Consider the following 24,086-nt stretch of genomic DNA (forward strand, 5'->3'; position numbering starts at 1 on the left):
TGCTGTCCCGACACGATTTCCATCGAGAGCCGCGTCGAGCCTTGCGCTTCGCGCGGCTCTCTTGTTTTCAGGGCGCGTTCACCCCGGCAGCATCGCGAACGCGCTCGACACCATCGCGGCCGGCTTGCCGTCGGCGGCCGAGAGCAGCGTGACGCGGCCGAAGCTCATGGTGCGCCCGAGCCGCACCACGCGCGCATCCGCCAGCACGTCGGACGCGGCGATCGCGCGCATGAAATGCGTGGTCTGATCGACCGTGGTCATGGGACGGTAGCCGCGATTGGCCGCGAGGATCGCGATCACCATTGCGGTATCGGCGAGCGCCATCAGGGCCTGGCCGCAGACCACGCCGCCATTGCGGCACAGCCGCTCCGAAAACGGCATGCGCAGCAGCGCGCCGGGCTGCCAATCCGGGACGTCCGCGCGCGGCACATGCTCGATGCGCTCGACCGCGAGGTTGAGGTCCTGGACCCAGGGCGCAAAGACCTCGCCGAGGATGCGTCTGGCGTCGGCGAGGCCGAACTCGGCTTCTGGCTGCGTTTGCATTGCTGTCGCGCTCTCCTGTGTTGCCGGATGTTTCGCCGCATTGTGCGCGCATCGGCGAGGCAAAGTCACCCGGTCTGGCGCCGGCCGCCTCGGCTTGAAAATGCCTGACTTGGCCCGATATGATGCCTGGCTTGGGTAGGGGTGGATGATGTTGCGTCGCTGTATCCTCGTCTTTTGCATGGGCCTGCTCGGTCTCGCGCTGAGCGGGTGCACCAAATGCGGTCCGATCTGGGACGATTGGCTGCAGACGCCCAAATCATGCCGATCGGATCGGCACTAGCGGCCACCGGTCGTGACCGGGCTGACGAGGATGACAGGGCGCGGGGCGATCCGCGCCTCATGGAAGACTTAAGGAGTGAATGATGAAGCTTTTCCGTTTGGCCGCGGTGCTGGCCGTGCTGGCGGGACCTGCCTACGCGCAAATGCCCAACATCAATTTGATGCAGGATGCCCCGAGCAAGTCGCCGGAGGAGAAGGCCATCGAGGCCGAACGTGAGAAGGCCTACAAGGAAACACTGAAGAAGATTCCGGATACCAAGGCGTCCATCGATCCCTGGGGCGGCATGCGCGCCGAACAGCCGAAGCAGCCGGCGGCGCCGAAGGCGTCGGCCGCGACCAGTGCGCCGAAGAAGGCCAAGAGCGGGACGGCCGCCAACTGACCCGTTCCGGGGAGGCACAATGCTCCTCGGAAGGACTCCTCTTGATCCGGCCCGCGCCCTACATTGTCGGTAGCGTAGTGCGCAGAGGAAGGCAGGACATGGCCGATCGTCCGCGGGATCTCGCCGAGCGGATGGCGCTCCGGCGCAAGGCGGCCGGCAAGCCCGGCCAGTCCGCCGGCGATGGCTATCTGCGCGAGACCTTCACGCTGCCGCGGGCGGCGGCACGGGAGCGGGCGCAGGCCTTCTTCGCCCGCTACCCCAAGGCCGGCTATATGAGCGAGGTCGAGACCTGGCGCGAATTGCCCGGCGGCGATATCGAGTTCACCATGCGTCGGCTGCCCAGCGCCGACTGACGCGCGCTATGGCGCAGAGGGCGAAACGGTTCAGGCCGTCTTTCGCCCGATCGCCTTCAGTTCGCGGTCGATGCGCAGCTGCACGCGCCGGATCGCCAGCAGGTCGATCCTGGTCTCGGTCTTGCCGGTCTTGATTCGGTCGCCAATGCGGAACTGCCACTGCCAGATACCGGGAATCGCCGTCTTGGCGATGGTGAACTCGACGCCCCTGTGATTCATGGTCACCTCCCACGATTCACCCTTGTGCCTGCAAACATGTTGGTCGTCGCAATATTCCGCAGGCAAGAAAAATGTCGCCCGCGGCCTCCGTGGTTCTCCGACCATGAACAAAGTTCCTGGAGCCCGGCCGGGGTGCATCCGGCGGTCCCGCATCGCGGTTCCAATCGAAGCGCCGGATCCGCTCGACGGCATGTGCCTTGCTTGCCGATCACGGGCAAGCAACCATGGGCGCCTCATGCTCGGCATTCCCCGCCGCTACTCGCATTTCGTCTTCGGCATCATCCAGTCCGGGCTGACCTCGCTGATCGCGGCGGGGATCGCCAGCTTTCCCGCCGGCAGCCCGATGCTCTTCGTGCGGCACTGGATGGTGTCCTGGCTGATCGCATGGGCTGCGATGCTGCCGGTCGTGCTGCTGGCGGCGCCCGCGATCCGCACCTTCTCGCTGCGCCTGACCCAGGAGGAGCGGGAGCCCCGCGCCGGCCGGTAGCCGGGCGAGCTAGCCGGCTGGCTGACGAAAGCCTGACAGGCGGACCGCCGGCAGGTGCGCGATCGAAAGGCCGCACACTGGCCCCGTACCGGTCCCAATTTCGACATCCGTCCGCACCACTGCGGACACACCCGTCGGCAAGATTTTATCCGTTCGGCGCAGCCATGGGGGAAACGTGGCGCGCCGGAAACGGGGTGGCATCATATGGATAACGTAGAGCGGTCATTCGCCGCCGCGACGGCGGCTGGCTTCGTCGTGCTGGTGATAGGCCTGGTTCTGCTGGCGGTGCTCTAGCAGGCGCTGCTGCAGACGGAACTGACGTGCTGGGCCGTCCTATCGAAGGCGCCGGCGCGCCTTGCCTCTCAAAAGTGGCAAAACAACCCCATGCACAGTAGGGGTCCTGGCGATTTCATCGCTTCGCCAATGGGTTGCTGGTAGTATTTAGCTACCTGGTGCATCCGCGGTCGCGGCGCCCCGACCGGCGATGCCGATCGGAGGTTCCGGGCAAGGAACAGAGCGGAGTGCCGCATCGCGGGCGGACCTGGCCCGCTCCGGACGGCGGTCCTGGCGGCGCCTAATGAACCTTGATCTCGTTCAGCGGCAGACGGAGCTCGGCGGCGCGCTCTTCGCGGTCCTTCTTGCGGAACTCGTTTTCCTTGCGCTCGAACTTCACCATCTCCTCGTGGGCGGCGTCCAGCAGCGGCTTTCGCCTCAGCGTATCGTGCTGCGTGTCGTTGTTCGTCATGACCAGAGATCCCCAAAAGTTGCGGTCCCATCCCACAGAAGGCCCGAGACCGCGAAAAGGTTCGGTGCCGTAGGATTACGGAAACATGACGGCGCCCAGTCGCGCGTCGTTGATCCCGGTCATGGTCGCTTCGAGGAACCCGGCGTAGGCGGCTATTCCGGCGGCTGCAGCCCCGGCGATTTGACCCAATCGTTCAGATGATTGGCAACGTCGGCCTGGCGCGCCTTCTTGAGCAGCGCGTCCCGCTCCGGCCCGGGAGGTAGCTTGGACGCCTGCTCGCGGACCCGCTTCACCCATGCCGACAGCCGGTCCTGAAGGGTCAGTTGCTGCTTGAAACGTCGTCGCTTCAACATGGCGCGCTCTTTCCGTGCGAGGAGGCGGGAGCGCGAGGTCAGCGTTCGCATCGCCGATAGTGGCCAGGGTCCGCGCGGTGATGATGCATTAGGATCCAGAAGTGGATCCGCGTCTGTTCAGTTGTGCACGCAGTGCGGACGGCGTGACGATCCAGCATGGCCGGTTCGACCAGCTCCGTTGTCTCCTGGTCCAGTCAGAAAGACAAATCCGCAAAAGAACATATTGCGAACTGAGAACAAATAGGGTACATTGCTTTTATCGCCGAGCTGCCTCGCAACCGTTTGTCCCTCACGCGAATCCTCGCCATAAGGAGCACGACCCAATGTCCGCAACTGCCCTGCGTATCGTCGAAGGATCCTCCATGGACAAGAGTAAAGCTCTGGCTGCCGCGCTCTCTCAGATCGAGCGCCAGTTCGGCAAGGGCTCGGTGATGAAGCTCGGCAAGAACGACCGCTCCATGGACATCGAGGCGGTGTCCTCCGGCTCGCTCGGGCTCGATATCGCGCTCGGCATCGGCGGCCTGCCCAAGGGGCGCATCGTCGAGATCTACGGGCCGGAATCCTCCGGCAAGACCACGCTGGCGCTGCATACGGTGGCGGAAGCGCAGAAGAAGGGTGGCATCTGCGCCTTCATCGATGCCGAGCACGCGCTCGATCCGGTCTATGCCCGCAAGCTCGGCGTCAACATCGACGAGCTCCTGATCTCGCAGCCCGACACCGGCGAGCAGGCGCTGGAGATCTGCGACACCCTGGTGCGCTCGGGCGCGGTCGATGTTCTCGTGGTCGATTCGGTGGCGGCGCTGGTGCCGAAGGCCGAGCTCGAGGGCGAGATGGGCGATGCGCTGCCGGGACTTCAAGCACGGTTGATGAGCCAGGCGCTGCGCAAGCTCACGGCCTCCATCAACAAATCCAACACGATGGTGATCTTCATCAACCAGATCCGCATGAAGATCGGTGTGATGTACGGCTCGCCGGAAACCACCACCGGCGGCAATGCGCTGAAATTCTACGCCTCCGTCCGCCTCGACATCCGCCGCATCGGCGCGATCAAGGAGCGCGACGAGGTGGTCGGCAACACCACGCGCGTCAAGGTGGTCAAGAACAAGCTGGCCCCGCCGTTCAAGCAGGTCGAGTTCGACATCATGTACGGCGAGGGCGTCTCCAAGATGGGCGAGATCCTCGATCTCGGCGTCAAGGCCGGCATCGTCGAGAAGTCCGGCGCCTGGTTCTCCTATGACAGCCAGCGCCTCGGCCAGGGCCGCGAGAACGCCAAGGCGTTCCTGAAAGGCAACCCCGACATCACCGCCAAGATCGAGACCGCGATCCGCCAGAACTCCGGCCTGATCGCCGAGCAGATCCTGGCCGGCACGCCGGAGCGCGACGCCGACGGCGAGGAGCCGGCGGACGAGTAAGACCTAACGCGAAAATTTTTCGCGAGGAGCGGGCACTGAGGACGTTGAGTTGCCGACGTCTTCGGTGCCCGTTTCGTGTTGCGTGAGGGCGCGTCGACGATGAAGCGTGTGATTCTGACTAGTTCGTCCGGCGTTGGTCTCACCTATGCCGGTCGTGCTGACATGGTCGTCCCGTTGATCTTTCGGTTCGTTTGGGGGCCGTTGCCTACGTCGCACCACCTCGAGGACTATCTTACGGGAGGCTATTACAGGGGCGATCCGGAGGTGCGGTGGTCCGATCTTGTTGGCCGGTTGCCTCAGACCGGTCTCGCGCACAAGGAGACTGGCCTGGTTTGGTTTTGCGAGACCTATGGCGTCGAGTTCATCGAGCTGTGGTTCGACCCTGAGCCTAACAGTCAATTGCAACTGATCTGGATCCTGGACTATTTGCGGTCCCATCCATCGATCACCCATTGTCTTAGACTGCGACGAGTCAATTTCGATCTGCGCGAAGCGGACGGCCCGCAACTTCGCGATCGTACGGTGCGGGAATCGGAGATCGCAGAGTGCGACTTCGAGATAGCCAACATGGCCTGGGAGGCGTATCGGGCGCCGACGCCTGAACTTTGCTTCGGGTTGCTGACAAGGGATTTACCCAGGCTACCTTTCCTGAAGCCGGCTCTGGAAGCGTTGCTAGCTGAACTGCCGTCACCAATCACCGGATTGGGCGCGACGGAGGCGCGGCTTATCGAGCTGATTGCAAGGGGGCACAACCGTACAAAAGAACTGTTTCAGCCGGGCGGGCTGCTCGAAACGCGCGTGTTCGACCAGTGGGAGCTGGGTCCGTTGCTCGAAGGGCTTGCGTCGGGCCCGATGCCGGCGGTCGCAGGTCTCGATCCGAAACTCGCGACGCTCGCCCCGCACGATGCGCGAGGTCGCAACGCCGCCTATCGTCGGAGCCGGTTGTCGCTGACTGAATTTGGCAAAGCGGTTCTGGAAGGCCGCGAAGATTTCCGTCGCCACAATCCGATTCGACGTTGGTGGGGCGGCACGCTGCTCACCAATGAACGGCTTTGGCGGTGGGATGGCGAGCGCCGGTTGTTGGTTGCGCCTTAGCGGCGCACGCAGTGCCGTAGGGTGGATTAGCCGAAGGCGTAATCCACCACTGTTCGGTTCAGCGGACGCAGAAGTGGTGGGTTACGCTTCGCGTACTGCGCTTTGCGCGGCCGCGAGGCTAACCCACCCTAGGAGCCTGAGGGCCTTGAGTTGCTGACGTCTTCGATGCCCGTCTTGTGATACTAGAGATACCGAATGATTTGTTCGACCGGGGTCGCCGTGAGTTGGAATCAATCCGAGGTTATTGCTGCTCGCCAGATCATTGTTGAGACGGCGAAAGGCATACTTTCCGGAAGCGTGTCCCCGGTGGAGGGTGCCCGGACAATTGCAAGGCACAGGTTCAAGGCGCGCCTCGAAGACGATTTTGATATCTTGCTCTTTGTCGGAATTGATTCGGAGACCGAATCGTTGCCGCTGGGACGGGAAAGGGCGCACTGGATGGCGCGAGCGCTCGCTGATCTGCAGGGCAAGATCGATAAGTCCCAGGCGTGGGCGCTCACAGTCGCGAGCACCCATTGCCAGAGTCTTGTGACTCGATCGGAAAGCCTGATGCGGTGGCCTGATTGGCCGAAGGCGTAATCCACCACCGTTCGGTTCAGCGGACGCAGAAGTGGTGGGTTACGTCTCGAGGACTGCGCTTCGCGCAGCCGCGAGGCTAACTCACCCTACAAATCCTACTCCGCGGCTTCCGCGTAATCGCTCACCGGCGGGCAGGAGCACACCAGGTTGCGGTCGCCGTACACGTTGTCGACGCGGCCGACGGGGCACCAATATTTGTCGGTGCGCGAGACGCCGTCGGGGAAGCAACCTTCGCTGCGGGTGTAGGCGCGCTTCCAATCGTCGTCGGCGATGTCGTGCACGGTGTGCGGGGCGTGGCGCAAGGGCGAGGCTGCGATCTCAAAGCGACCGGCCTCGACCTCGGCGATTTCCTTGCGGATCGCGATCATGGCGTCGCAAAAACGATCCAGCTCGGCCTTGGATTCCGATTCGGTCGGCTCGATCATCAGCGTGCCCGGTACCGGGAAGCTCATGGTCGGGGCGTGGAAGCCGTAATCGATCAGGCGCTTTGCGATGTCGTCGACGGTGACGCCACTCGTCGTCTTCAGCGGACGCGGATCGACGATGCACTCATGCGCGACGCGTCCCTTCTCGTTCTTGTAGAGCACCGGGAAATGCGGATCGAGGCGCGCTGCGATGTAATTGGCGTTGAGGATCGCGATCTCGGTGGCGCGCTTCAGGCCTTCACCGCCCATCATCAGGATGTAGATGTAGGAGATGGTAAGGATCGACGCCGAACCGAACGGCGCGGCCGAGACCGGACCGACCGGCGCGTCTGCCTTCGTCGCGGGGTGGCCGGGGAGGAACGGGGCGAGATGCGCCTTGACGCCGATCGGGCCCATGCCGGGGCCGCCGCCGCCATGCGGGATGCAGAAGGTCTTGTGCAGGTTGAGATGGCTGACGTCGGCGCCGTAATCGCCGGGCCTGGAAAGGCCGACCTGCGCATTGAGGTTGGCGCCGTCGAGATACACCTGGCCGCCATGGCCGTGCACGATGTCGCAGATCTCGCGGATGTGCTCCTCGAACACGCCGTGGGTCGAGGGATAGGTGATCATGACAGCTGCGAGGTCGTTCGCGTGCTTCTCCGCCTTGGCGCGGAGATCATTGACGTCGACGTCGCCGTTCTTCTCGCAAGACACCACCACCACGTCCATGCCGACCATCGCGGCCGAGGCCGGATTGGTGCCGTGGGCGGAGGAGGGGATCAGGCAGATCTTGCGATGGCCCTGTCCGCGCGCGGCATGATAGCCGCGGATCGCGAGCAGCCCGGCATATTCGCCCTGCGCGCCCGAGTTCGGCTGCAGCGAGATCGCGTCATAGCCGGTGATGTCGCAGAGCCATTTCTCCAGGCGTGCGAACAGCGCGTGATAGCCTTGAGCTTGCTCGCGCGGGGCGAACGGATGCAGCGAGCCGAATTCCGGCCAGGTCAGCGGCATCATCTCGGTGGTCGCGTTCAGCTTCATGGTGCAGGATCCAAGCGGGATCATGGCGCGGTCGAGCGCGAGGTCGCGATCACTGAGCTTGCGCATGTAGCGCAGCATCTCGGTTTCCGAGCGATGCGCATGGAAGACGGGATGGGTCAGGAAGGCCGTAGCGCGCTTCAATTCGTCCGGCAGCGCCTCGCGCGTCTCGGCGTCGATCTCGGCATAGGCAAGCTTGCCGCCGAAGGCGCGCCAGACCGCTTCAATCGTCGCAGGCGTCGTGGTCTCGTCGAGCGCGATGCGAAGAGCCGTATCGCTGACGCCGAGATTGATCTTCTCGCTTGCTGCCCGCGCGACGATCTCGGCGCGCTTGCCGCCGGCATCGACGCTCAGCGTGTCGAAGAAGCTGTCCGATTGCGGCGCGAAGCCGAGCTTGCGCAGGCCGGTCGCGAGCACGGCGGTGCGGCGGTGGACGTTGCGCGCGATCTGCGTGAGGCCCTCGGGGCCGTGATAGACCGCGTACATCGAGGCGATCACGGCGAGCAGCACCTGCGCGGTGCAGATGTTGGATGTCGCCTTCTCGCGGCGGATGTGCTGCTCGCGGGTCTGCAGCGCGAGGCGATAGGCCGGCGCACCGCGGGAATCGACGGACAGGCCGACGATGCGGCCGGGCAGCGAACGCTTCAGCGCATCGCGCACCGCCATATAGGCCGCGTGCGGTCCGCCATAGCCCATCGGCACGCCGAAGCGCTGGGCCGAGCCGATCGCGATGTCGGCGCCCAGTTCGCCGGGCGAGGCGAGCAGCGTCAGCGCCAGCAAATCGGCGGCAAGAATCGCGAGCGCGCCCTTGGCCTTCAGCGCCGCGATGGCGGGCCTGAGGTCGCGCAACGCACCGGAAGAGCCCGGATATTGCAGCAGCGCGCCGAGCACGTCGGCCTTGTCGAGATCGGTGAGGGGATCGCCGACGACCAGAGTCCAGCCGAGCGGCTCGGCGCGGGTGCGCATTACGGCTAACGTCTGCGGGTGCACGTCCTTGTCGACGAAGAAGGCCTTTGCCTTGACCTGCGAGTGGCGCTCGGCCAGCGCCATGGCTTCGGCGGCGGCGGTGGCTTCATCGAGCAGGGAGGCGTTGGCGACGTCGAGCCCGGTGAGGTCGCAGATCATGGTCTGGAAGTTGAGCAGCGCCTCCAGCCGGCCCTGGCTGATCTCGGGCTGATAGGGCGTGTAGGCCGTGTACCAGGCCGGGTTCTCCAGGATGTTGCGCTGGATCACCGCGGGCAGGACCGTGCCGGAATAGCCTTGGCCGATTAGCGAGGTGAAGACCTGGTTCTGACGCGCAAGCTCGGTCATGTGCGCGATCGCCTCGGTCTCGCTCAAGGGCTTGCCGAGGTCGAGCGGGCCGGCCTGCCGGATCGAGGCCGGCAGCGTTTCCGCGATCAGCGCATCGACGCTCTTGGCACTGACTGTTTCAAGCATGGCGGTGACATCGCGCGCCGATGGGCCGATGTGGCGGCGGACGAAACTGGCGGTGTCGCCGTTGGATTTGCGGTGCGCGGTCATCATGGGTCCTCGCTTCAGATTTCGCTGTCAGTGTCATGCCCCGCGAAGGCGGGGCATCCAGTACTCTCCAGCAGCGCGGATTGAACCGAGGGGCCGCGGCGTACTGGATCACCCGCCTTCGCGGGTGATGACACTGAGCATGAGGTTAGACTTCGCTTCATCTCACGCCGTATGCGCCTTGTAGGCAGCTTCATCCATGAGGCCGCCGAGCTCGCTTCTGTCGGCAATCTTGATCTTGAAGAACCAGGCCTTGCCTTGCGCGTCCGAGTTCACCAGCGCCGGCTCGGATGCGAGCTCGGCATTGGCCTCGAGCACTTCACCCGAGATCGGTGCGTAGACGTCGGAGGCCGCCTTGACGGACTCGACGACGGCGGCGGCTTCGGCCTTCTTCAGCGCGCGGCCGACCTTGGGCAGCTCGACGAACACGACGTCGCCGAGCTGCTGCTGGGCGTAATCGGTGATGCCGACCGTGGCGACATCGCCGTCGATGGCGAGCCATTCATGGTCGGAAGTGTACAGCGTCGTGGTCATGTCTCGTCCTCAGCGTTTGTAGGTGTTTTTCACGAAGGGCATGGCGGCGACCTGTAAGGGCAGTCGCTGGCCGCGCACCTCGGCGAAGAGCTTTGTGCCAAGCGCGCTCAGATTCGTGGGCACGTAGCCCATCGCAACCGGCGCATTCAGGCTCGGGCCGAAACCGCCCGAGGTGACTTGTCCGATCGGCTCGCCGCCCGCGTCATTCGCAAACAGCAGCGCGCCCTCGCGCACCGGCGCGCGGCCTTCGGCGCGCAAGCCGACGCGGCGGCGGGATGCGCCGCCATCGAAATGGGCGAGGATCTTCGCAGCGCCGGGAAAGCCGCCGGTGCGCGCACCGCCGCTGCGGCGGCTTTTCTGCACCGACCATTCCAGCGCGGCCTCGACCGGCGTGGTCGTGGTGTCGATGTCGTGGCCGTACAGGCAGAGCCCGGCTTCCAGCCGCAGGCTGTCGCGGGCCCCGAGGCCAATCGGCAGCACGTCGGGATTTTCAAGCAGCACCTTTGCGAGGCGTTCGGCATCGCCTGCTGGAACCGAGATCTCGAAGCCGTCCTCGCCGGTGTAGCCGGAGCGCGAGACGAAGCACTTGATGCCGGCAACCTCGTGCGGGCCGGCGTCCATGAACTTCATGCCTGATACCTCTGCACAGAATTTCGCCAGCGCCGCTTCCGCCTTCGGGCCCTGCAACGCGATCAGCGCGCGGTCGGCAAGCTGCTCGATCACGCAGGCGTCGGACAGGTTCGCGCGCAGATGCGCCTCGTCCTGGGCTTTGCAGGCGGCGTTGACGACCAGGAACAGGTGATCGCCGAAATTGGCGACCATCAGGTCGTCGAGAATGCCGCCGTCGTCATTGGTGAACTGGGCGTAGCGCTGCCGCCCTGCGGCGATCGCCACGATGTCCTGCGGCACCAGCCGTTCCAGCGCGCGGGCGGCGTCCTCCACATTGCCGGATTTCGGCCGGAGCGCGAGCTGGCCCATGTGGGAGACGTCGAACAGGCCCGCTTTGGTGCGGGTATGGAGGTGCTCTTTCAAGACGCCCGCGGGGTACTGCACGGGCATGTCATAGCCCCCGAACGGCACCATCTTGCCCCCTAGGGACACATGAAGGTCGTAGAGGGGGGTGCGTTTCAGGGAGTCTTGGTCGTGCGCTAGCATCTTGAGGGCCCTCGGCGGTTCCCCGGGGAGGATTCCCCGATGGACACCAGTCGAAGCCCCATCTGTCGCTGTGCCTGAGAGTATTATCCCGTCGGCGGACGCTGTCCGGGCCTAGACCCGTCGGCGCCTCTTTCCAGATGCTGTCAAAGCCACGCGGTCCTTTTGCCTGAGAGTTTCCGGGGCGGTTGCTCCTTCGGCGCCGGCTACCAAGTGCCGGTCTCTCCCGACGTGGCCGTACGATACAGATGGGTAGAGACCACAGGGGAGCCAAGCCTGTCAACGCGTCCGCGCGCCCTATCCAACGGGATTGCAAGGGGATTGAGCGCCTGCGGCAACCCTCTGATCTCTCTGCACAGTTTCTGGACAGCGAAGCTGGCCTTGTCTAAAAGCGCTTTGGCCCGCAGATATCAGCCTTAACGGTCCGGTTTGGACCGCGAAAAGCGGGCCCAAGCATACCCGATTGGATGAACATGAGCGGCGTCAACGAGATCAGGTCGACCTTTCTGAACTTCTTTGCCGAGAACGGCCACGAGATCGTGCCGTCCTCGCCACTCGTGCCGCGCAACGACCCGACGTTGATGTTCACCAATGCCGGCATGGTGCAGTTCAAGAACGTCTTCACCGGCGTCGAGAAGCGGCCCTATCAGCGCGCCACCACCTCGCAGAAATGCGTGCGCGCCGGCGGCAAGCACAACGACCTCGACAATGTCGGCTACACCGCGCGCCATCTCACCTTCTTCGAGATGCTCGGCAATTTCTCGTTCGGCGATTACTTCAAGGAGCGCGCGATCGAGCTCGCCTGGAAGCTGATCACGAGCGAGTTCGGGCTGAAGAAGGACAAGCTGCTCGTCACCGTCTACCACACCGACGACGAGGCGGCCGGCCTGTGGAAGAAGATCGCCGGCTTCTCCGACGACCGCATCATCCGCATCCCGACCTCGGACAATTTCTGGGCGATGGGCGACACCGGGCCGTGCGGCCCGTGCTCGGAGATCTTCATCGACCGCGGCGAGCACATCTGGGGCGGGCCTCCGGGATCGCCGGAAGAGGACGGCGACCGCTTCCTCGAATTCTGGAATCTCGTATTCATGCAATACGAGCAGGTGACGAAGGAGGAGCGCGTTAATCTGCCGCGTCCCTCGATCGACACCGGAATGGGCCTGGAGCGCATGGCCTGCATCCTCCAGGGCGTCGAGAGCGTGTTCGAGACCGACCTGTTCAAGAACCTGATCGACGCGACCTCGTCCGCGCTCGGCAGCGGACCGAACGAGCAGAACGTCGGCTCGTTCCGCGTCATCGCCGATCACTTGCGCTCGTCCGCCTTCCTGGTCTCGGACGGCGTGCTGCCCTCGAACGAGGGCCGCGGCTATGTGCTGCGCCGGATCATGCGCCGCGCGATGCGCCATGCCCAGCTCTTGGGCGCCAAGGAGCCGTTGATGCACCGGCTGGTCTGGGCGCTGGTGCGCGAGATGGGACAGGCCTATCCGGAATTGATGCGCGCGGAAAAGCTGATCGAGGAAACGCTGCGGCTGGAAGAGACCCGCTTCCGCACGACGCTGTCGCGCGGCCTTGCCATCCTCGACGAGAAGAGCGCCGGTCTGAAGAAGGGCGACGTGTTCGACGGCGACGTCGCCTTCACGCTGTACGACACCTACGGCTTCCCGCTCGACCTGACCCAGGACGCGCTGAAGTCGCGCGGCATCGGCGTCGACCAGGCGGCGTTCACTGACGCGATGGAGCGTCAGAAGGCCAAGGCGCGCGAGTCCTGGAAGGGCTCGGGTGAGGCGGCATCCGAGGCGATCTGGTTCCCGCTGCGCGAGAAGCTCGGGGCGACCGAATTCCTGGGGTACGAGACCGAGAGTGCCGAAGGCGTGGTCTCGGCGCTGGTCAAGGATGGCGCCGAGGTGACGAGCCTCAAGGCCGGCGAGACGGGTGCGATCGTGCTGAACCAGACGCCGTTCTATGCGGAGTCCGGCGGCCAGGTCGGCGACACCGGCGTGCTCTCGGGCGAGGGCGGCATCAAGGTCCGCGTCACTGATACGCAGAAGAAGCTCGGCGATCTCTTCGTCCATATCGGCACGGTCGAGAGCGGCGAAGTGAAGCTCGGCACCGCGCTGCAGCTCGAGGTCGATCATTCCAGGCGCTCGACCATCCGCGCCCATCACTCGGCGACTCACATTATCCACGAGGCGCTGCGCCAGGTGCTCGGCGATCACATTGCCCAGCGCGGCTCGATGGTCGCGCCGGATCGGCTGCGCTTCGACTTCGTGCATCCGAAGCCGATCACGGCTGAGGAGCTCGCCCGGGTCGAGGACATCGCCAACGACGTGGTGTTGGAGAACGACGAGGTCACCACGCGCGTCATGGGCGTCGACGAGGCCCGCGAGGCTGGCGCGCGCGCGCTGTTCGGCGAGAAATATGGCGACGAGGTCCGCGTCGTCTCGATGGGCAGGACCGCGCGCGAGCGCGGCGCCAACGCGCTCGGCTGGTCGGTCGAGCTCTGCGGCGGCACCCATGTGAAGCGCACCGGCGATATCGGCCTGATCACGGTCACGAGCGAGAGCGCGGTCGCCTCCGGCGTGCGCCGGATCGAGGCGCTGACGGGTAACTACGCGCGAAAACATGCCAACGACACCATGGCGCTGGCGAAGATCGCGGCGAACGAGCTGCGCACCTCGCTCGACGACGTGCCGGCGCGCATCTCGGCGCTGATGGAGGAGCGCAAGAAGCTCGAGCGCGAACTCTCCGATGCCCGCAAGAAGCTGGCGATGGGCGGCGGCGCCGCAGCCGGCAACAACGGCGCAGCGTCGGGCGTGCGCGAGGCCGGCGGCGTCAAGCTGATGGCGCGTGCGGTCGAAGGCATCGAGATGAAGGATCTCAAGAGTCTCGCCGACGACGGCAAGAAGCAGATCGGTTCGGGCGTCGTCGCCATCGTCGGCGTCACTGGGGACGGCAAGGCCGGAATTGTGGTCGGCGTCACGCAGGACCTCACCGCGCGCTTCAATGCCGTCAATCTGGTCCGCATCGCCTCCGAGGCGCTCGGCGGCAAGGGCGGCGGCGGCCGGCCCGACATGGCCCAGGCCGGCGGCCCCGATGGCGCCAAGGCGTCCGAGGCCCTGAGCGCGATCGAAAAAGCGATTGCGGGCGCGTAAGGCGCGCGTCGCCAGGGTCGTCTCACCGGCTTCAATGGCATCGGCGTGGCGCCTTGATCGCGCCGCGCGGTTCGGCCCGTAAAGCGGTCAGCCCTTCTTCAGGAAGACGTAGTCGGCCGAGTAGGGCATGCTCCTGAATTCGCCGGCCTTGTCGCAGGCGCCGTCGAGCTTGCCGCCCTGGGTGTTGATGCGCTGGACCGTGGTGCAGGCGCAAGCACGCCGCTGCCGCGGTGAGTGGTGACGTTCAGCTTCAGCCAGGGGATGTCGGCTGCGGTCGCGCCCGGCGCATTGCCGACGGCTTTACCAGTCACGGCGCTGCCGTCGGCAAGCTCCCAGTTCGGGCCGGCATAATGGCGGCCGATGGTCTTGCCTTCGGACAGCAGCGTCGCGATCGGCTCGCGAAAAGCCCAGGCGAGCTTGCCGTCGAGGCCGGCCTTGCACTCATAGACCTGCGCACCTTCGGCGTGGACGCTGAGCACGACGGTCTCGCCGGGGGCGGCGATCGCGTTGGGGAGTGGGTCTGCGGCGACAGCGAGCCCGGCCATTGCGGCGAGCAGGAGCAGGCAGGGGGTGGCAAGCTTGATGAACATGGCGGTCTCCGCGAATGCTCTCAAAAAAACGGGCCGCGCTGGTCGCGCGGCCCGTGATGATGTCTGGCCCCGTCGGGCGAAATTGCGGTCGACTTACGCCGCCAGCTCTTTCGTCAGGTTCTCGGCGACCTTGTCGAGGAAGCCGGTGGTCGAGAGCCAGCGCTGGTCGGCGCCGACCAAGAGCGCGAGGTCCTTGGTCATGTAGCCGGCCTCGACGGTGTCGACGCAGACCTTCTCCAGCGTGGCCGCGAACTTGGCGAGCTCGGGGTTGTTGTCGAGCTTGGCGCGGTGCGACAGGCCTCTCGTCCAGGCGAAGATCGAGGCGATCGAGTTGGTCGAGGTCTCCTTGCCCTTCTGGTGCTCGCGGTAATGGCGGGTCACGGTGCCGTGGGCAGCTTCCGCCTCGACAGTCTTGCCGTCGGGGGTGAGCAGCACCGAGGTCATCAGGCCGAGCGAGCCGTAGCCCTGCGCGACCGTGTCGGACTGCACGTCGCCGTCGTAGTTCTTACAGGCCCAGACATAGCCGCCGGACCATTTCAGCGCCGAGGCCACCATGTCGTCGATCAGGCGGTGCTCGTAGGTCAGGCCCTTGGCGTCGAACTCCTTCTTGAACTCGCGGTCGAAGATGTCCTGGAAGATATCCTTGAAGCGCCCGTCATAGACCTTGAGGATCGTGTTCTTGGTCGACAGGTACACCGGGTAATTGCGCAGCAGGCCGTAGTTGAAGGAGGCGCGGGCGAAATCGATGATGGAATCGTCGAGATTGTACATCTCCATCGCGACGCCGGCGCCGGGCGCCTTGAACACTTCCTTCTCGATCACAGTGCCGTCCTCGCCGACGAACTTCAGCGAGAGGGTGCCCTTGCCGGGGAACTTGATGTCGGTGGCGCGGTACTGGTCGCCATAGGCGTGGCGGCCGATGATGATCGGCTTGGTCCAGCCGGGAACCAGGCGCGGCACGTTCTTGCAGATGATCGGCTCGCGGAAGATCACCCCGCCGAGAATGTTGCGGATGGTGCCGTTCGGCGACTTCCACATCTGCTTGAGATTGAACTCCTTCACCCGGGCTTCATCCGGGGTGATGGTGGCGCACTTGACGCCGACGCCGACCTTCTTGATCGCCTCGGCCGCGTCGATCGTCACCTGATCATTGGTGTGGTCGCGGTATTCCATGCCCAGGTCGAAATAGAGCAGCTCGACATCCAGGAACGGGTTGATCAGCTTGTCCTTGATGTACTGCCAGATGATCCGGGTCATCTCGTCGCCATCGAGCTCGACGACGGGATTGGATACCTTGATTTTTGCCATGATCGGGGGAGCCTCTTGGGAACGGCGCTTTTGGCGCGCCACGGGAATATCCGCCGCCTCTTAGCACCGCCGCGCGGCGGGCGAAAGCCAAGGGATTATGCACTTTTAGCTCATCCAGCTTGCGCAGGCGAGGAGCGGCCGGCCGGGCCTCGGCCCGGCCTTCGGGCCCGTTTCGGGCGAGATTCAAAAGTCGAATCCAAGTCGTTATTTCCCTTGAGAATTTTGTCAGGACAGGCAAACGACAGACCGCGAGGCGGCCCGGTCGTGGGGGCCGCTTGAATCAATTCCTATGGCGGCCTTGCCAAGGCCTTGAGACGAAGAGTGGAAGCGAAAGCAGATGTCGGGGACTGACAAGAGCAAAGCGGGCCTTTCCCTCGACGGTCCCATCGTGATCCTGGTCGAGCCGCAGCTCGGCGAGAACATCGGCATGACCGCGCGCGCCATGGGCAATTTCGCGCTTGGCCGCTTGCGCATCGTCAACCCCCGGGACGGCTGGCCAAACATCGCCGCCCAGCGAGCGGCCGCCGGCGCGGACCATATCCTGGAGAAGGCGCAGCTGTTCGACACGGTCGAGCAGGCGGTCGCCGACCTCGACCTCCTGTTCGCCACCACCGCACGTCCCCACGACCAGGCCAAGCCGGTGGTCGGGCCGGAGGCCGCAGCGGCCGAGATCGCAGGTCACGTCGCGACCGGCGGCAGGGCCGGCATCCTGTTCGGCCGCGAGCGCTGGGGTCTGACCAACGAGGAGGTCGGGCTCTCCAACCGCATCATCACCTTCCCGGTCAATCCGGGCTTTGCCTCGCTCAACCTCGCCCAGGCCGTGCTGCTGGTCGGCTATGAGTGGTTCAAGCGTGCGACGTCGGGCGCGTTGCCGCACGCCATGCCTGAAAGATCCGAGCGCGCCTCGCAGCACCAGATGCAAGCCTTCTTCGACAATCTCGTGCGCGAGCTCGACAAGGTCGAGTTCCTGCGCCCGGCCGAGAAGCGCGACACCATGCTGGTGAACCTGCGCAACATCTTCACCCGGATGGAGCCGACCAAGCAGGACATGCACACGCTGCACGGCGTGATCATGGCGATCGCCGAGGGGCGCAAGGGTCCGGCCAAGGGCGGTGTACTCGACGGCGAGCAGGCCACGCGCCTGCGCGCGCTGCTGGCCGAGCACGGGCAGGGCCGCGGCGTCCCCGACAGCGGCTCGACCGTGCGGGGCCTTGCCCGCCTGCTCCGCCGCAACCCGACCGACGCCGAACGCCTGCTCTGGCAGGCGCTGACGCGTGATCGCCGCTTCGCAGGTGGGTTCAAGCGCCAGACCCCGGTCGGGCGGCACATCCCGGATTTCGTCTCCTTCCCGCACCGGATCGCGATCGAGCTGGTGAACCCGGGCGAGGGCGAGGCGATCGCGGCAGATCGCGCGGCGCGGCGGACGTGGCTGGAAGCGCGCGACTATCGGGTGCTCGACATTCGGGCAGTGGATGTGGAGCGCGATCTCGAGGCTGAGCTGGTGCGGCTGCAGGGGATGATGGAGCGGGGAGCGTAGGTCGCGTAGATTGGCGCGGATTGGCCGCGTCACATTCTCGAAGACGGGCAAGTCTATCAGCTATGGCGGACGCACGTTCCAAAGTCTGAAAGGTAGCGGCTTCAAGGCAAACTACTTTGACGTTGAAACCGGAGAAAGGTTTTGGATTTCGGGCCCTCGAAAAGATGGCAAGGATCGCCTCAATCCTGACAGCTCTGCGCCTGTCGAAATCGATCCCGATGTTGCAGAAGAAAGAATACTGGCGCGAGATCAGGGGAGAACTGTTCCGCGATGCCGCCGAGAATTAGATGAGCTATCCGTCAAGAGTCGTCCTTCGACTGCCGCTATCGAATGAAGATCTGCTGTCTGCCTTTGTCGAGCAATGCCTTCGCGATCGCGTTACTCTCATTGCGGTCGTTGGAGAAGGTGCCGCGCGGATAGAGGATATCATCGACGAACTCGTCTTAGGCGACGGGACGGATGACAGACGCTTTGTTGTGACCACCTCGCACGCGAACGAGACGGTGGAAGAGGTGTTGGAGTTTGCCGGCTTTTGGAATGACGAGGGAGATCGGCCCGTCCAGATCGTAAATCTTTAAGCCGCAACCGATCTCCCCTGCGTGTTAAGGAGTGTCGTAGCCCGGAATGCGCGAAGCGATATCCAGGGAAAGGTCCCGCATATCGCTGCGCTCATGTGGGCTACGGATGAGGCCGCTCACACCGCTTCCAGCTGATCCGCCGCCCGCTTCTTCTTCGTCTTAGCCTGACCGAGCAGGGGGCCGGCGGTGAGGGCTGCCGTATCGGCGACGCCCGGGTCGCGTGAGATCATCGCGGCGACGATGGCGCCGTCGATGATGAGGCCGAGCTGGTGCGCCAGCACTGCAGGCTCGGCCGAGCCGAGCTCGCCGGCGAGCTTCTCGATGTGGCCGAGCACGATCTTCTTGTGCTTCAGCGCGATGTTGCGGAATTGCTTGGCATCCTTGTCGTGCTCGCCGACGGCGTTGATGAAGGGGCAGCCGTAGAAGCGCTCTTCGGCGAACCAGCTCTTCAGCGCGGGGAAGATGCGCGTGAGTTTCGCCTGCGCATCGCCGCCGCCTTGCTCCATGGCGCCGATGAACCATTCGCGCCATTGCTTGCCTTCGCTCTCCAGCACCGCGTTGACGAGGTTGGTCTTGGAGCCGAACAATTTGTAGAGCGTGGTCTTGGCGGTGCCGGCCTCTTCGATGATCGCATCGATGCCGGTGGCGTTGATGCCGTTCTTGCAGAACAGATGCGTTGCGGCGCTGAGCAGGCGCCCGCGTGCGGATTCGTCGTCGCCGGCAGCGGCGTGGGGCGGATTCTTCTTCGATGACGGCTTTGCCATGAGCGACAACTTAATCGCAGCCGCCTCGCATCAGCAAGCCGCATCTGTTCGGCGCCGAAAAGATTCGCATCCGCGCGCGCGTCTGCTCCGCCTTTGAGCAGGAGTGGGCTGACCAATCTGCAGGCAGCGACGCTTAAGCGGCTCCAAAGCCTCGCCTTTTGTTTTTCGCGAGATCTGGCACGCTCCATGCAAGGAAACAGACCGTTCGGTATCCTGCCGATTTCCACTTCTGCCAGGGAGAAGATTGATGACTGCCGTCGTTCAGAAGACAGTGCTGACGGGGTGCCTCGCGCCCATCGACAAGAACGGGCTCGAGCAACTGATTACCAACGGCAAGGCAAACCCGAAGGTCATCAAGACCTTGAAGTGCAAGACGGTCGCGGAGGGCAAATTCCGCCACGCCAACTATATCCGCAACCTGCCGCCCTACATCGTCGACGAGCCGCCGGGGCTCTTAGGTGACGACACCGCGCCCAATCCGTCGGAAGCCTCGCTGGCCGCGCTCGGCTCGTGCCTCGCGGTCGGCCTGCATGCCAACGCCGTGCACCGCGGCTGGATCGTCAACAAGCTCGAGCTCGAGCTCGAAGGCGATCTCAACATCACCGCGGTCTGGGGCACCGGCGACACCTCCGACAAGCCGGTCGGCTTCACCGATGTCCGCGTCAAGGTCGACATGGAATGCGAGGGCATCTCGCCGGACGAGATCAACGCGCTGGTCGCCCATGTGAAAAAATGGTCGCCGGTCGCCAACACCTTCACCCGGCCGGTCAATCTCGAGGTCGGCATCTAACAGACGGCAATCAGGACAGGGTGCGGGAGACGATCATGGGTTCACTGGCTTTATCGCGGGCCGACGTTCTGGATCAGCCCGCACCGTCCATCGCGGGCGAGGTGGCGCGGATCGCGCGCCAAGAGCTTGCGCCGCTCGCAGCCGGCATCGACGACGGATCGGTCTATCCGGCCGAGGTGCTGCGCAAGTTTGGTGCGGTCGGGGCATGGGGCAGCCACGTGCCGCACGAAGGCCCCGCCGATCTGCGCTGCGCGATCCAGGCGATGGCGGCGATCGGCGAGGTCTGCGGTGCGACGGCCTTCATGGCTTGGTGCCAGAACACGCTGGTCTGGTACGCGGCGAACTCCACCAATGTGAAGCTCGCAAAGCGCTTCGGCGACGCCTTCTCGAGCGGTCGCGTGCTCGGCGGCACCGGGCTCTCCAATCCCATGAAGAGCTTCTTCGGCATCGAGAAGCTCAAGCTGAAGGGCCGCAAGGTCGAGGGCGGCTACATCGTGCGCGGTGCGTTGCCCTGGGTCTCCAATCTCGGCCCCGATCATTTCTTCGGCACGATCTTCGAGCGCGAGGACGAGCCGGGCATCGCAAGTGTCGAGTCCGGCACTGTCATGTTCCTGGCCGATTGCTCCGACCCCGCGATCACGCTGACGCCGTGCAAGCCTTTCCTCGCGATGGACGGCACCGGCACCTATGGCGTGCAGTTCCGCGACGCTTTCGTGCCCGATGAGCTGATCCTGGCCGATCCCGCCGCGCCCTTCGTCAAGAAGATCCGCGCCGGCTTCATCCTGCTGCAGGCCGGCATGGCGTTAGGCGTGATCAAGGATTGCATCAACATCATGGACGAGGTCGACAATTCCCTCGGCCATATCAACCGCTATCTGCCGCAGCAGCCGGTGCATTTCCGCGAGCTCGCCGCCGAGCTCGAGGCCGAGACCATGGCGCTGGCGCGCGATCCCTACAACGAGGAGGAAACCTACTGGCGCAAGGTGATCGCGCTGCGGCTTCGCGCGGGCGAGGCCAGCGTCGCGGCGGCGCATGCGGCGATGCTGCATTGTGGCGCGCGCGGCTATCTCAAGAGCCACCGCGCGCAGCGGCGCCTGCGCGAGGCCTACTTCGTCGCGATTGTCACGCCGGCCACCAAGCAGCTGCGCAAGATGCTCGCTGATTTCTGAGTTCCAAGTTCTTGAGTTCAATGAGTCCACCCGAAGACCCCCAACCTCAACGGAGAGGCTGCCATGACTGACGTTCTGATCACTGCCGTCGAACTCGCCGATCTCTTGAAGACCGAGCCGTGTGTCGTCATCGACACCCGCAATCCCGACGCCTACGCCGCCGGCCATCTGCCGGGCGCCGTCAACGTGCATGAGATCTTCACGTTCCTCGCGACCTCCACGCCCGAGGGCATGGCCGAGCTCAAGACCAAGTTCGCCGATGCGTTCGGCAGCGCCGGTCTTTCCGGCAAGGAGACGGCGGTGATCTACGAACAGTCGATGAACTCCGGCTTCGGCCAGTCCTGCCGCGGCTATTACCTGCTCACCATGCTCGGCTATCCCAAGGTGAAGGTGCTGCATGGCGGCTTCGACGCCTGGTCGGCCGCGGGCTTCCCGGTGACCAAGGATGTGCCCGCGCCTGAGAAGGCCTCGTTCTCGATCGTGCCTGAAGCGGGCGAGATCCTGATCGACGCCAAGACCATGCTCGCCGCCGTCGGCAAGCCGGGCATCGCGATCCTCGACGTGCGCGACGTCGACGAGTGGATCGGCGACAGCTCGTCCCCGTACGGCAAGGATTTCTGCCCGCGCAAGGGCCGCATCCCGGGCGCGGTGTGGCTGGAATGGTATCGCATGATGAAGCCGACCGTCGAAGGCCCGCGCTTCAAATCCAAGGACGAGATTCTGGCGGAATGCGCCACGGTCGGCATCTCGCAGACTACGCCGGTCTATCTCTACTGCTTCAAGGGGGCGCGCGCCTCGAACACGTTCCTGGCGCTGAAGAACGCCGGCGTGAAGGACGTGCGGATGTATTTCGGCTCCTGGAACGAATGGTCGCGCGATCCCTCGCTGCCGATCGAGCAGGGCCTGCCGATCGCATCGGACGTCACCACCAAGGCAGCCTGAGCGCGCGCCTCGTCCTTCGAGACGACCGCTTCGCGGTCTCCTCAGGATGAGGCTAAGCGGCACCGGTGTCTGTTGATACTGTTGCCGCGCCCTCCGACCTCATCCTGAGGAGCCCGCCTAAAGCGGGCGTCTCGAAGGATGGGCCCCTTGCGGACGAGGCGCGATTCCCAGCGCCTTGATCCGTGAGGCCAGCGTGGTCGGCTTGATGTCGAGCATCTCGGCGGCGCCGCCGGGGCCGAAGACTTTTCCGGCGCAGGCCTCAAGCGCGGCGAGAATGTTGGCGCGCTCGTGGTCGCGCATTTCCGACGACGTCATGATTGCGGGGCGCGCGTCGGGCCTCTGGCGGGTGGCGCCGCTGGGCGCTTGTTCACCTGAAGGATCGGGCAGATCGATGCGCAGGCGGCCGTTCTGCGACAGAATCGCAGCGCGCTCGATCACGTTCTGGAGTTCGCGGACATTGCCGGGCCAGTTGTAGCGGGTCAGCCGCCGCGCATCGCCCTCCGACAGACGGAGGTTCGATTTCAGCGCCTTGCTCTCGCGCGTCAGGAAATGCTGGGCCAGCAGGGGAATGTCCTCGCGGCGTTCGCGCAAGGGGACGGTCTCAATCGGAAACACGTTGAGACGGAAATAGAGATCCTCGCGAAAGCGGCCGCGCTGGACCTCCTGCTTGAGATCGCGATTGGTCGCGGCGATGACGCGAACGTCGACGGCGCGGGTGCGCGCCTCGCCGACGCGCTCGAAATGGCCTTCCTGCAAGACGCGCAGCAGCTTGCCTTGCAGCTCGAGCGGGATCTCGCCGACCTCGTCGAGGAATAGCGTGCCGCCGTCGGCGAGCTCGAAGCGGCCGATGCGGTCGCGCGTTGCGCCGGTGAAGGCGCCGCGAACATGGCCGAAGAACTCGCTCTCGAACAATTCGCGCGGGATCGCGGCGCAGTTGACGCGGATCAGCGGCCGGTCGCTGCGGGTGGAATCCTCGTGGATGGCGCGCGCGATCAGCTCCTTGCCGGTGCCGGATTCGCCGGTGATCATCACCGCCGCGGTGGTCGGCGCCACCAGCTTGACCTGGCGCAGCGTCTTCTGGATCGCCTCGCTTCCCCCGATGATGCCGCGCGGGTTGGTCTCGATGCGGATTTCCTCCTGGAGATAGGCGTTCTCCAGCTCGAGCCGCTCGCGCAAGCGGTCGACCTCGGCAAGGGCCGCGTGCAGCTTCTCGGCGGCCTCGCGGCGCTGGCTGACATCGCGAAACACCACGACGGCGCCGACCACGACGCCGCGGTCGCGGATCGGTGTCGAGGTGTACTCGACCCAGGCCGGCGAGCCGTCCTTGCGCCAAAACACCTCGCCGTCGACCTGGTGCACGGCGCCGTCGCGGAACGCCGCATAGATCGGGCAGTCGTGGTTGTGATAGTGCCGGCCGTCGTGATGGGTGTGGTGGACGATCGGGTGGATCTCCTTGCCGACCAGCTCCTCGGCGGTCCAGCCCAGCATGCGCTCGGCCGCGGGATTGACGAAGGTGGTCTTGCCTTCGGCGTTGACGCCATAGATGCCTTCGCCGGCGGCGCGCAGGATCAGCTGGTTCTCGCGCTCGATGTCCTGGAACACGCGCTCGACCCGCTGCCAGGTCGAGATGCCGCCGCGCATGTGGTCTTCGGCGGCAGCATCGACATTGCGCCGGCGGCGGGCTTCGAGGTCGGTCAGCGTCAGCAGCAGCAGCGTGCGGCCGTCATGCGGCAGCAGGCAGCCGGCATATTCGAGCTTGAGATCTTGCCCGGTGGCGTGACGGGGATTGAGCGCGGTGGTCCAGTAGGCGCCCTTGTGCAGCACGGCCTGGGTGAAGACAGTGAGGGCGGCAAGCTCGCCGGCGTGGAGCGTGCTGGCCCTGGTCTGCCGCAGCAAAGCGCGGTCGTAACCGAGCAGGGCGCAGGCGGCGGGATTGGCATCGACGATCTGGTCGCCGTAGGGATCGACCAGCAGCATCGCCTCGACCGAGGATTCGAACGCCGCGATGCGCGGGTCGATGACGGGGGCCACCTCGTCGTGGACGGGCATTGGCGTCGTTGCCATTGCGAAATCTCGTAATTGAACTACGAAATCTCGTTTATCACGAGTTTTCGTAGCGGCCAAGCGCGGGTGAAAATGCTGCATCATCAAGGCAATGTCCGCTT

At 64.9% G+C, this 24,086-nt stretch carries 23 protein-coding genes, 1 pseudogene and 1 riboswitch; of the genes and pseudogenes, 13 read left to right on the forward strand and 11 right to left on the reverse strand.

All coding sequences use genetic code 11. From position 1 onward, the window contains the following. Positions 1-78 precede the first annotated feature (78 nt). Complete coding sequence (locus I6F33_RS11560) at positions 79-543, reverse strand: PaaI family thioesterase (RefSeq protein ID WP_225128888.1); 465 nt, start codon at positions 541-543, stop codon at positions 79-81. A 362-nt stretch (positions 544-905) separates the two neighbouring features. On the opposite strand from I6F33_RS11560, the gene I6F33_RS11565 reads away from it, so the two are divergent. Further along, the gene (locus I6F33_RS11565) at positions 906-1,202 is read left to right on the forward strand and encodes a hypothetical protein (protein ID WP_225142878.1); all 297 of its coding nucleotides are present in this window, start codon (positions 906-908) and stop codon (positions 1,200-1,202) included. 98 nt (positions 1,203-1,300) lie between these two features. Continuing rightward, positions 1,301-1,555 (forward strand): hypothetical protein, encoded by a 255-nt coding sequence (locus tag I6F33_RS11570; protein ID WP_225142531.1) that lies wholly within the window; start codon positions 1,301-1,303, stop codon positions 1,553-1,555. Between the two features lie 30 nt (positions 1,556-1,585). Here I6F33_RS11570 and I6F33_RS11575 read toward each other — a convergent pair whose 3' ends face one another. Further along, a complete protein-coding gene (locus I6F33_RS11575; RefSeq protein WP_109143203.1) occupies positions 1,586-1,774 on the reverse strand; it encodes a hypothetical protein in 189 nt (62 codons plus the stop codon). A 235-nt stretch (positions 1,775-2,009) separates the two neighbouring features. Here I6F33_RS11575 and I6F33_RS11580 point away from each other — a divergent pair, with 235 nt between their 5' ends. Continuing rightward, entirely contained in the window at positions 2,010-2,261 is a 252-nt protein-coding gene (locus I6F33_RS11580) for a DUF2798 domain-containing protein (protein WP_225142532.1), read from the forward strand. Positions 2,262-2,835: 574 nt separating this feature from the next. On the opposite strand, the gene I6F33_RS11585 is transcribed toward I6F33_RS11580, so the two are convergent. Together I6F33_RS11585 and I6F33_RS11590 are read right to left on the reverse strand one after the other, a co-directional pair. Next, the gene (locus I6F33_RS11585) at positions 2,836-3,006 is read right to left on the reverse strand and encodes a hypothetical protein (protein WP_225114240.1); all 171 of its coding nucleotides are present in this window, start codon (positions 3,004-3,006) and stop codon (positions 2,836-2,838) included. Between the two features lie 152 nt (positions 3,007-3,158). Further along, a complete protein-coding gene (locus I6F33_RS11590) occupies positions 3,159-3,359 on the reverse strand; it encodes a hypothetical protein (protein ID WP_225142533.1) in 201 nt (66 codons plus the stop codon). A gap of 323 nt (positions 3,360-3,682) precedes the next feature. Here I6F33_RS11590 and recA point away from each other — a divergent pair, with 323 nt between their 5' ends. The 3 genes from recA to I6F33_RS11605 all read left to right on the forward strand — a co-directional run bounded on the left by recA (position 3,683) and on the right by I6F33_RS11605 (position 6,445). Next, positions 3,683-4,771 (forward strand): recombinase RecA, encoded by a 1,089-nt coding sequence (gene recA, locus I6F33_RS11595; protein WP_027577058.1) that lies wholly within the window; start codon positions 3,683-3,685, stop codon positions 4,769-4,771. A gap of 99 nt (positions 4,772-4,870) precedes the next feature. Continuing rightward, the gene (locus I6F33_RS11600) at positions 4,871-5,866 is read left to right on the forward strand and encodes a hypothetical protein (protein ID WP_225142541.1); all 996 of its coding nucleotides are present in this window, start codon (positions 4,871-4,873) and stop codon (positions 5,864-5,866) included. Positions 5,867-6,061: 195 nt separating this feature from the next. Then, positions 6,062-6,445, forward strand: coding sequence for a hypothetical protein (locus I6F33_RS11605; protein WP_225142543.1), 384 nt, complete (start codon positions 6,062-6,064; stop codon positions 6,443-6,445). A 95-nt stretch (positions 6,446-6,540) separates the two neighbouring features. Here I6F33_RS11605 and gcvP read toward each other — a convergent pair whose 3' ends face one another. The 3 genes from gcvP to gcvT form a co-directional block, all read right to left on the reverse strand. Beyond that, on the reverse strand, positions 6,541-9,405 hold the full coding sequence (gene gcvP, locus I6F33_RS11610; protein WP_225142880.1) for an aminomethyl-transferring glycine dehydrogenase: 2,865 nt from the start codon (positions 9,403-9,405) through the stop codon (positions 6,541-6,543). A gap of 162 nt (positions 9,406-9,567) precedes the next feature. Continuing rightward, positions 9,568-9,936: a glycine cleavage system protein GcvH gene (gene gcvH, locus I6F33_RS11615; RefSeq protein WP_036012993.1), complete on the reverse strand. Its 369-nt coding sequence runs from the start codon at positions 9,934-9,936 to the stop codon at positions 9,568-9,570. A 9-nt stretch (positions 9,937-9,945) separates the two neighbouring features. Further along, positions 9,946-11,091 (reverse strand): glycine cleavage system aminomethyltransferase GcvT, encoded by a 1,146-nt coding sequence (gcvT, locus tag I6F33_RS11620; protein WP_225142545.1) that lies wholly within the window; start codon positions 11,089-11,091, stop codon positions 9,946-9,948. A 145-nt stretch (positions 11,092-11,236) separates the two neighbouring features. Then, positions 11,237-11,327, reverse strand: a riboswitch (glycine riboswitch). Positions 11,328-11,561: 234 nt separating this feature from the next. Here gcvT and alaS point away from each other — a divergent pair. Next, entirely contained in the window at positions 11,562-14,243 is a 2,682-nt protein-coding gene (alaS, locus tag I6F33_RS11625; RefSeq protein ID WP_225142547.1) for an alanine--tRNA ligase, read from the forward strand. A gap of 87 nt (positions 14,244-14,330) precedes the next feature. On the opposite strand, the pseudogene I6F33_RS11630 reads toward alaS, so the two are convergent. Then, positions 14,331-14,833: pseudogene (locus tag I6F33_RS11630) on the reverse strand (DUF3455 domain-containing protein). Positions 14,834-14,926: 93 nt separating this feature from the next. Then, entirely contained in the window at positions 14,927-16,141 is a 1,215-nt protein-coding gene (locus tag I6F33_RS11635; RefSeq protein ID WP_036043844.1) for an NADP-dependent isocitrate dehydrogenase, read from the reverse strand. Between the two features lie 337 nt (positions 16,142-16,478). On the opposite strand from I6F33_RS11635, the gene I6F33_RS11640 reads away from it, so the two are divergent. The 3 genes from I6F33_RS11640 to I6F33_RS11650 all read left to right on the forward strand — a co-directional run bounded on the left by I6F33_RS11640 (position 16,479) and on the right by I6F33_RS11650 (position 18,256). After that, a complete protein-coding gene (locus I6F33_RS11640; protein WP_225142550.1) occupies positions 16,479-17,678 on the forward strand; it encodes a TrmJ/YjtD family RNA methyltransferase in 1,200 nt (399 codons plus the stop codon). A 116-nt stretch (positions 17,679-17,794) separates the two neighbouring features. After that, complete coding sequence (locus I6F33_RS11645; protein ID WP_225142552.1) at positions 17,795-17,965, forward strand: hypothetical protein; 171 nt, start codon at positions 17,795-17,797, stop codon at positions 17,963-17,965. Continuing rightward, entirely contained in the window at positions 17,966-18,256 is a 291-nt protein-coding gene (locus I6F33_RS11650; RefSeq protein ID WP_225142554.1) for a hypothetical protein, read from the forward strand. 116 nt (positions 18,257-18,372) lie between these two features. On the opposite strand, the gene I6F33_RS11655 is transcribed toward I6F33_RS11650, so the two are convergent. Next, positions 18,373-19,020 carry a TetR/AcrR family transcriptional regulator gene (locus I6F33_RS11655; RefSeq protein ID WP_225142556.1) on the reverse strand — a complete coding sequence of 216 codons (648 nt, stop codon included), beginning with the start codon at positions 19,018-19,020 and terminating at the stop codon, positions 18,373-18,375. Between the two features lie 247 nt (positions 19,021-19,267). On the opposite strand from I6F33_RS11655, the gene I6F33_RS11660 reads away from it, so the two are divergent. The 3 genes from I6F33_RS11660 (at position 19,268) to I6F33_RS11670 (ending at position 21,921) form a co-directional block, all read left to right on the forward strand. Then, positions 19,268-19,810 carry an OsmC family protein gene (locus I6F33_RS11660; RefSeq protein WP_225142558.1) on the forward strand — a complete coding sequence of 181 codons (543 nt, stop codon included), beginning with the start codon at positions 19,268-19,270 and terminating at the stop codon, positions 19,808-19,810. Between the two features lie 35 nt (positions 19,811-19,845). Beyond that, on the forward strand, positions 19,846-20,979 hold the full coding sequence (locus I6F33_RS11665) for an acyl-CoA dehydrogenase family protein (protein ID WP_225142560.1): 1,134 nt from the start codon (positions 19,846-19,848) through the stop codon (positions 20,977-20,979). A gap of 63 nt (positions 20,980-21,042) precedes the next feature. Further along, complete coding sequence (locus I6F33_RS11670; protein ID WP_036012962.1) at positions 21,043-21,921, forward strand: sulfurtransferase; 879 nt, start codon at positions 21,043-21,045, stop codon at positions 21,919-21,921. 117 nt (positions 21,922-22,038) lie between these two features. Here the strand turns inward: I6F33_RS11670 and I6F33_RS11675 are convergent, their stop codons facing one another. Next, entirely contained in the window at positions 22,039-23,985 is a 1,947-nt protein-coding gene (locus I6F33_RS11675; RefSeq protein ID WP_225142562.1) for a sigma 54-interacting transcriptional regulator, read from the reverse strand. Between the last annotated feature and the right edge of the window lie 101 nt (positions 23,986-24,086).

Source organism: Bradyrhizobium sp. BRP20 (assembly GCF_020194215.1).
GTDB lineage: Bacteria > Pseudomonadota > Alphaproteobacteria > Rhizobiales > Xanthobacteraceae > Bradyrhizobium > Bradyrhizobium yuanmingense.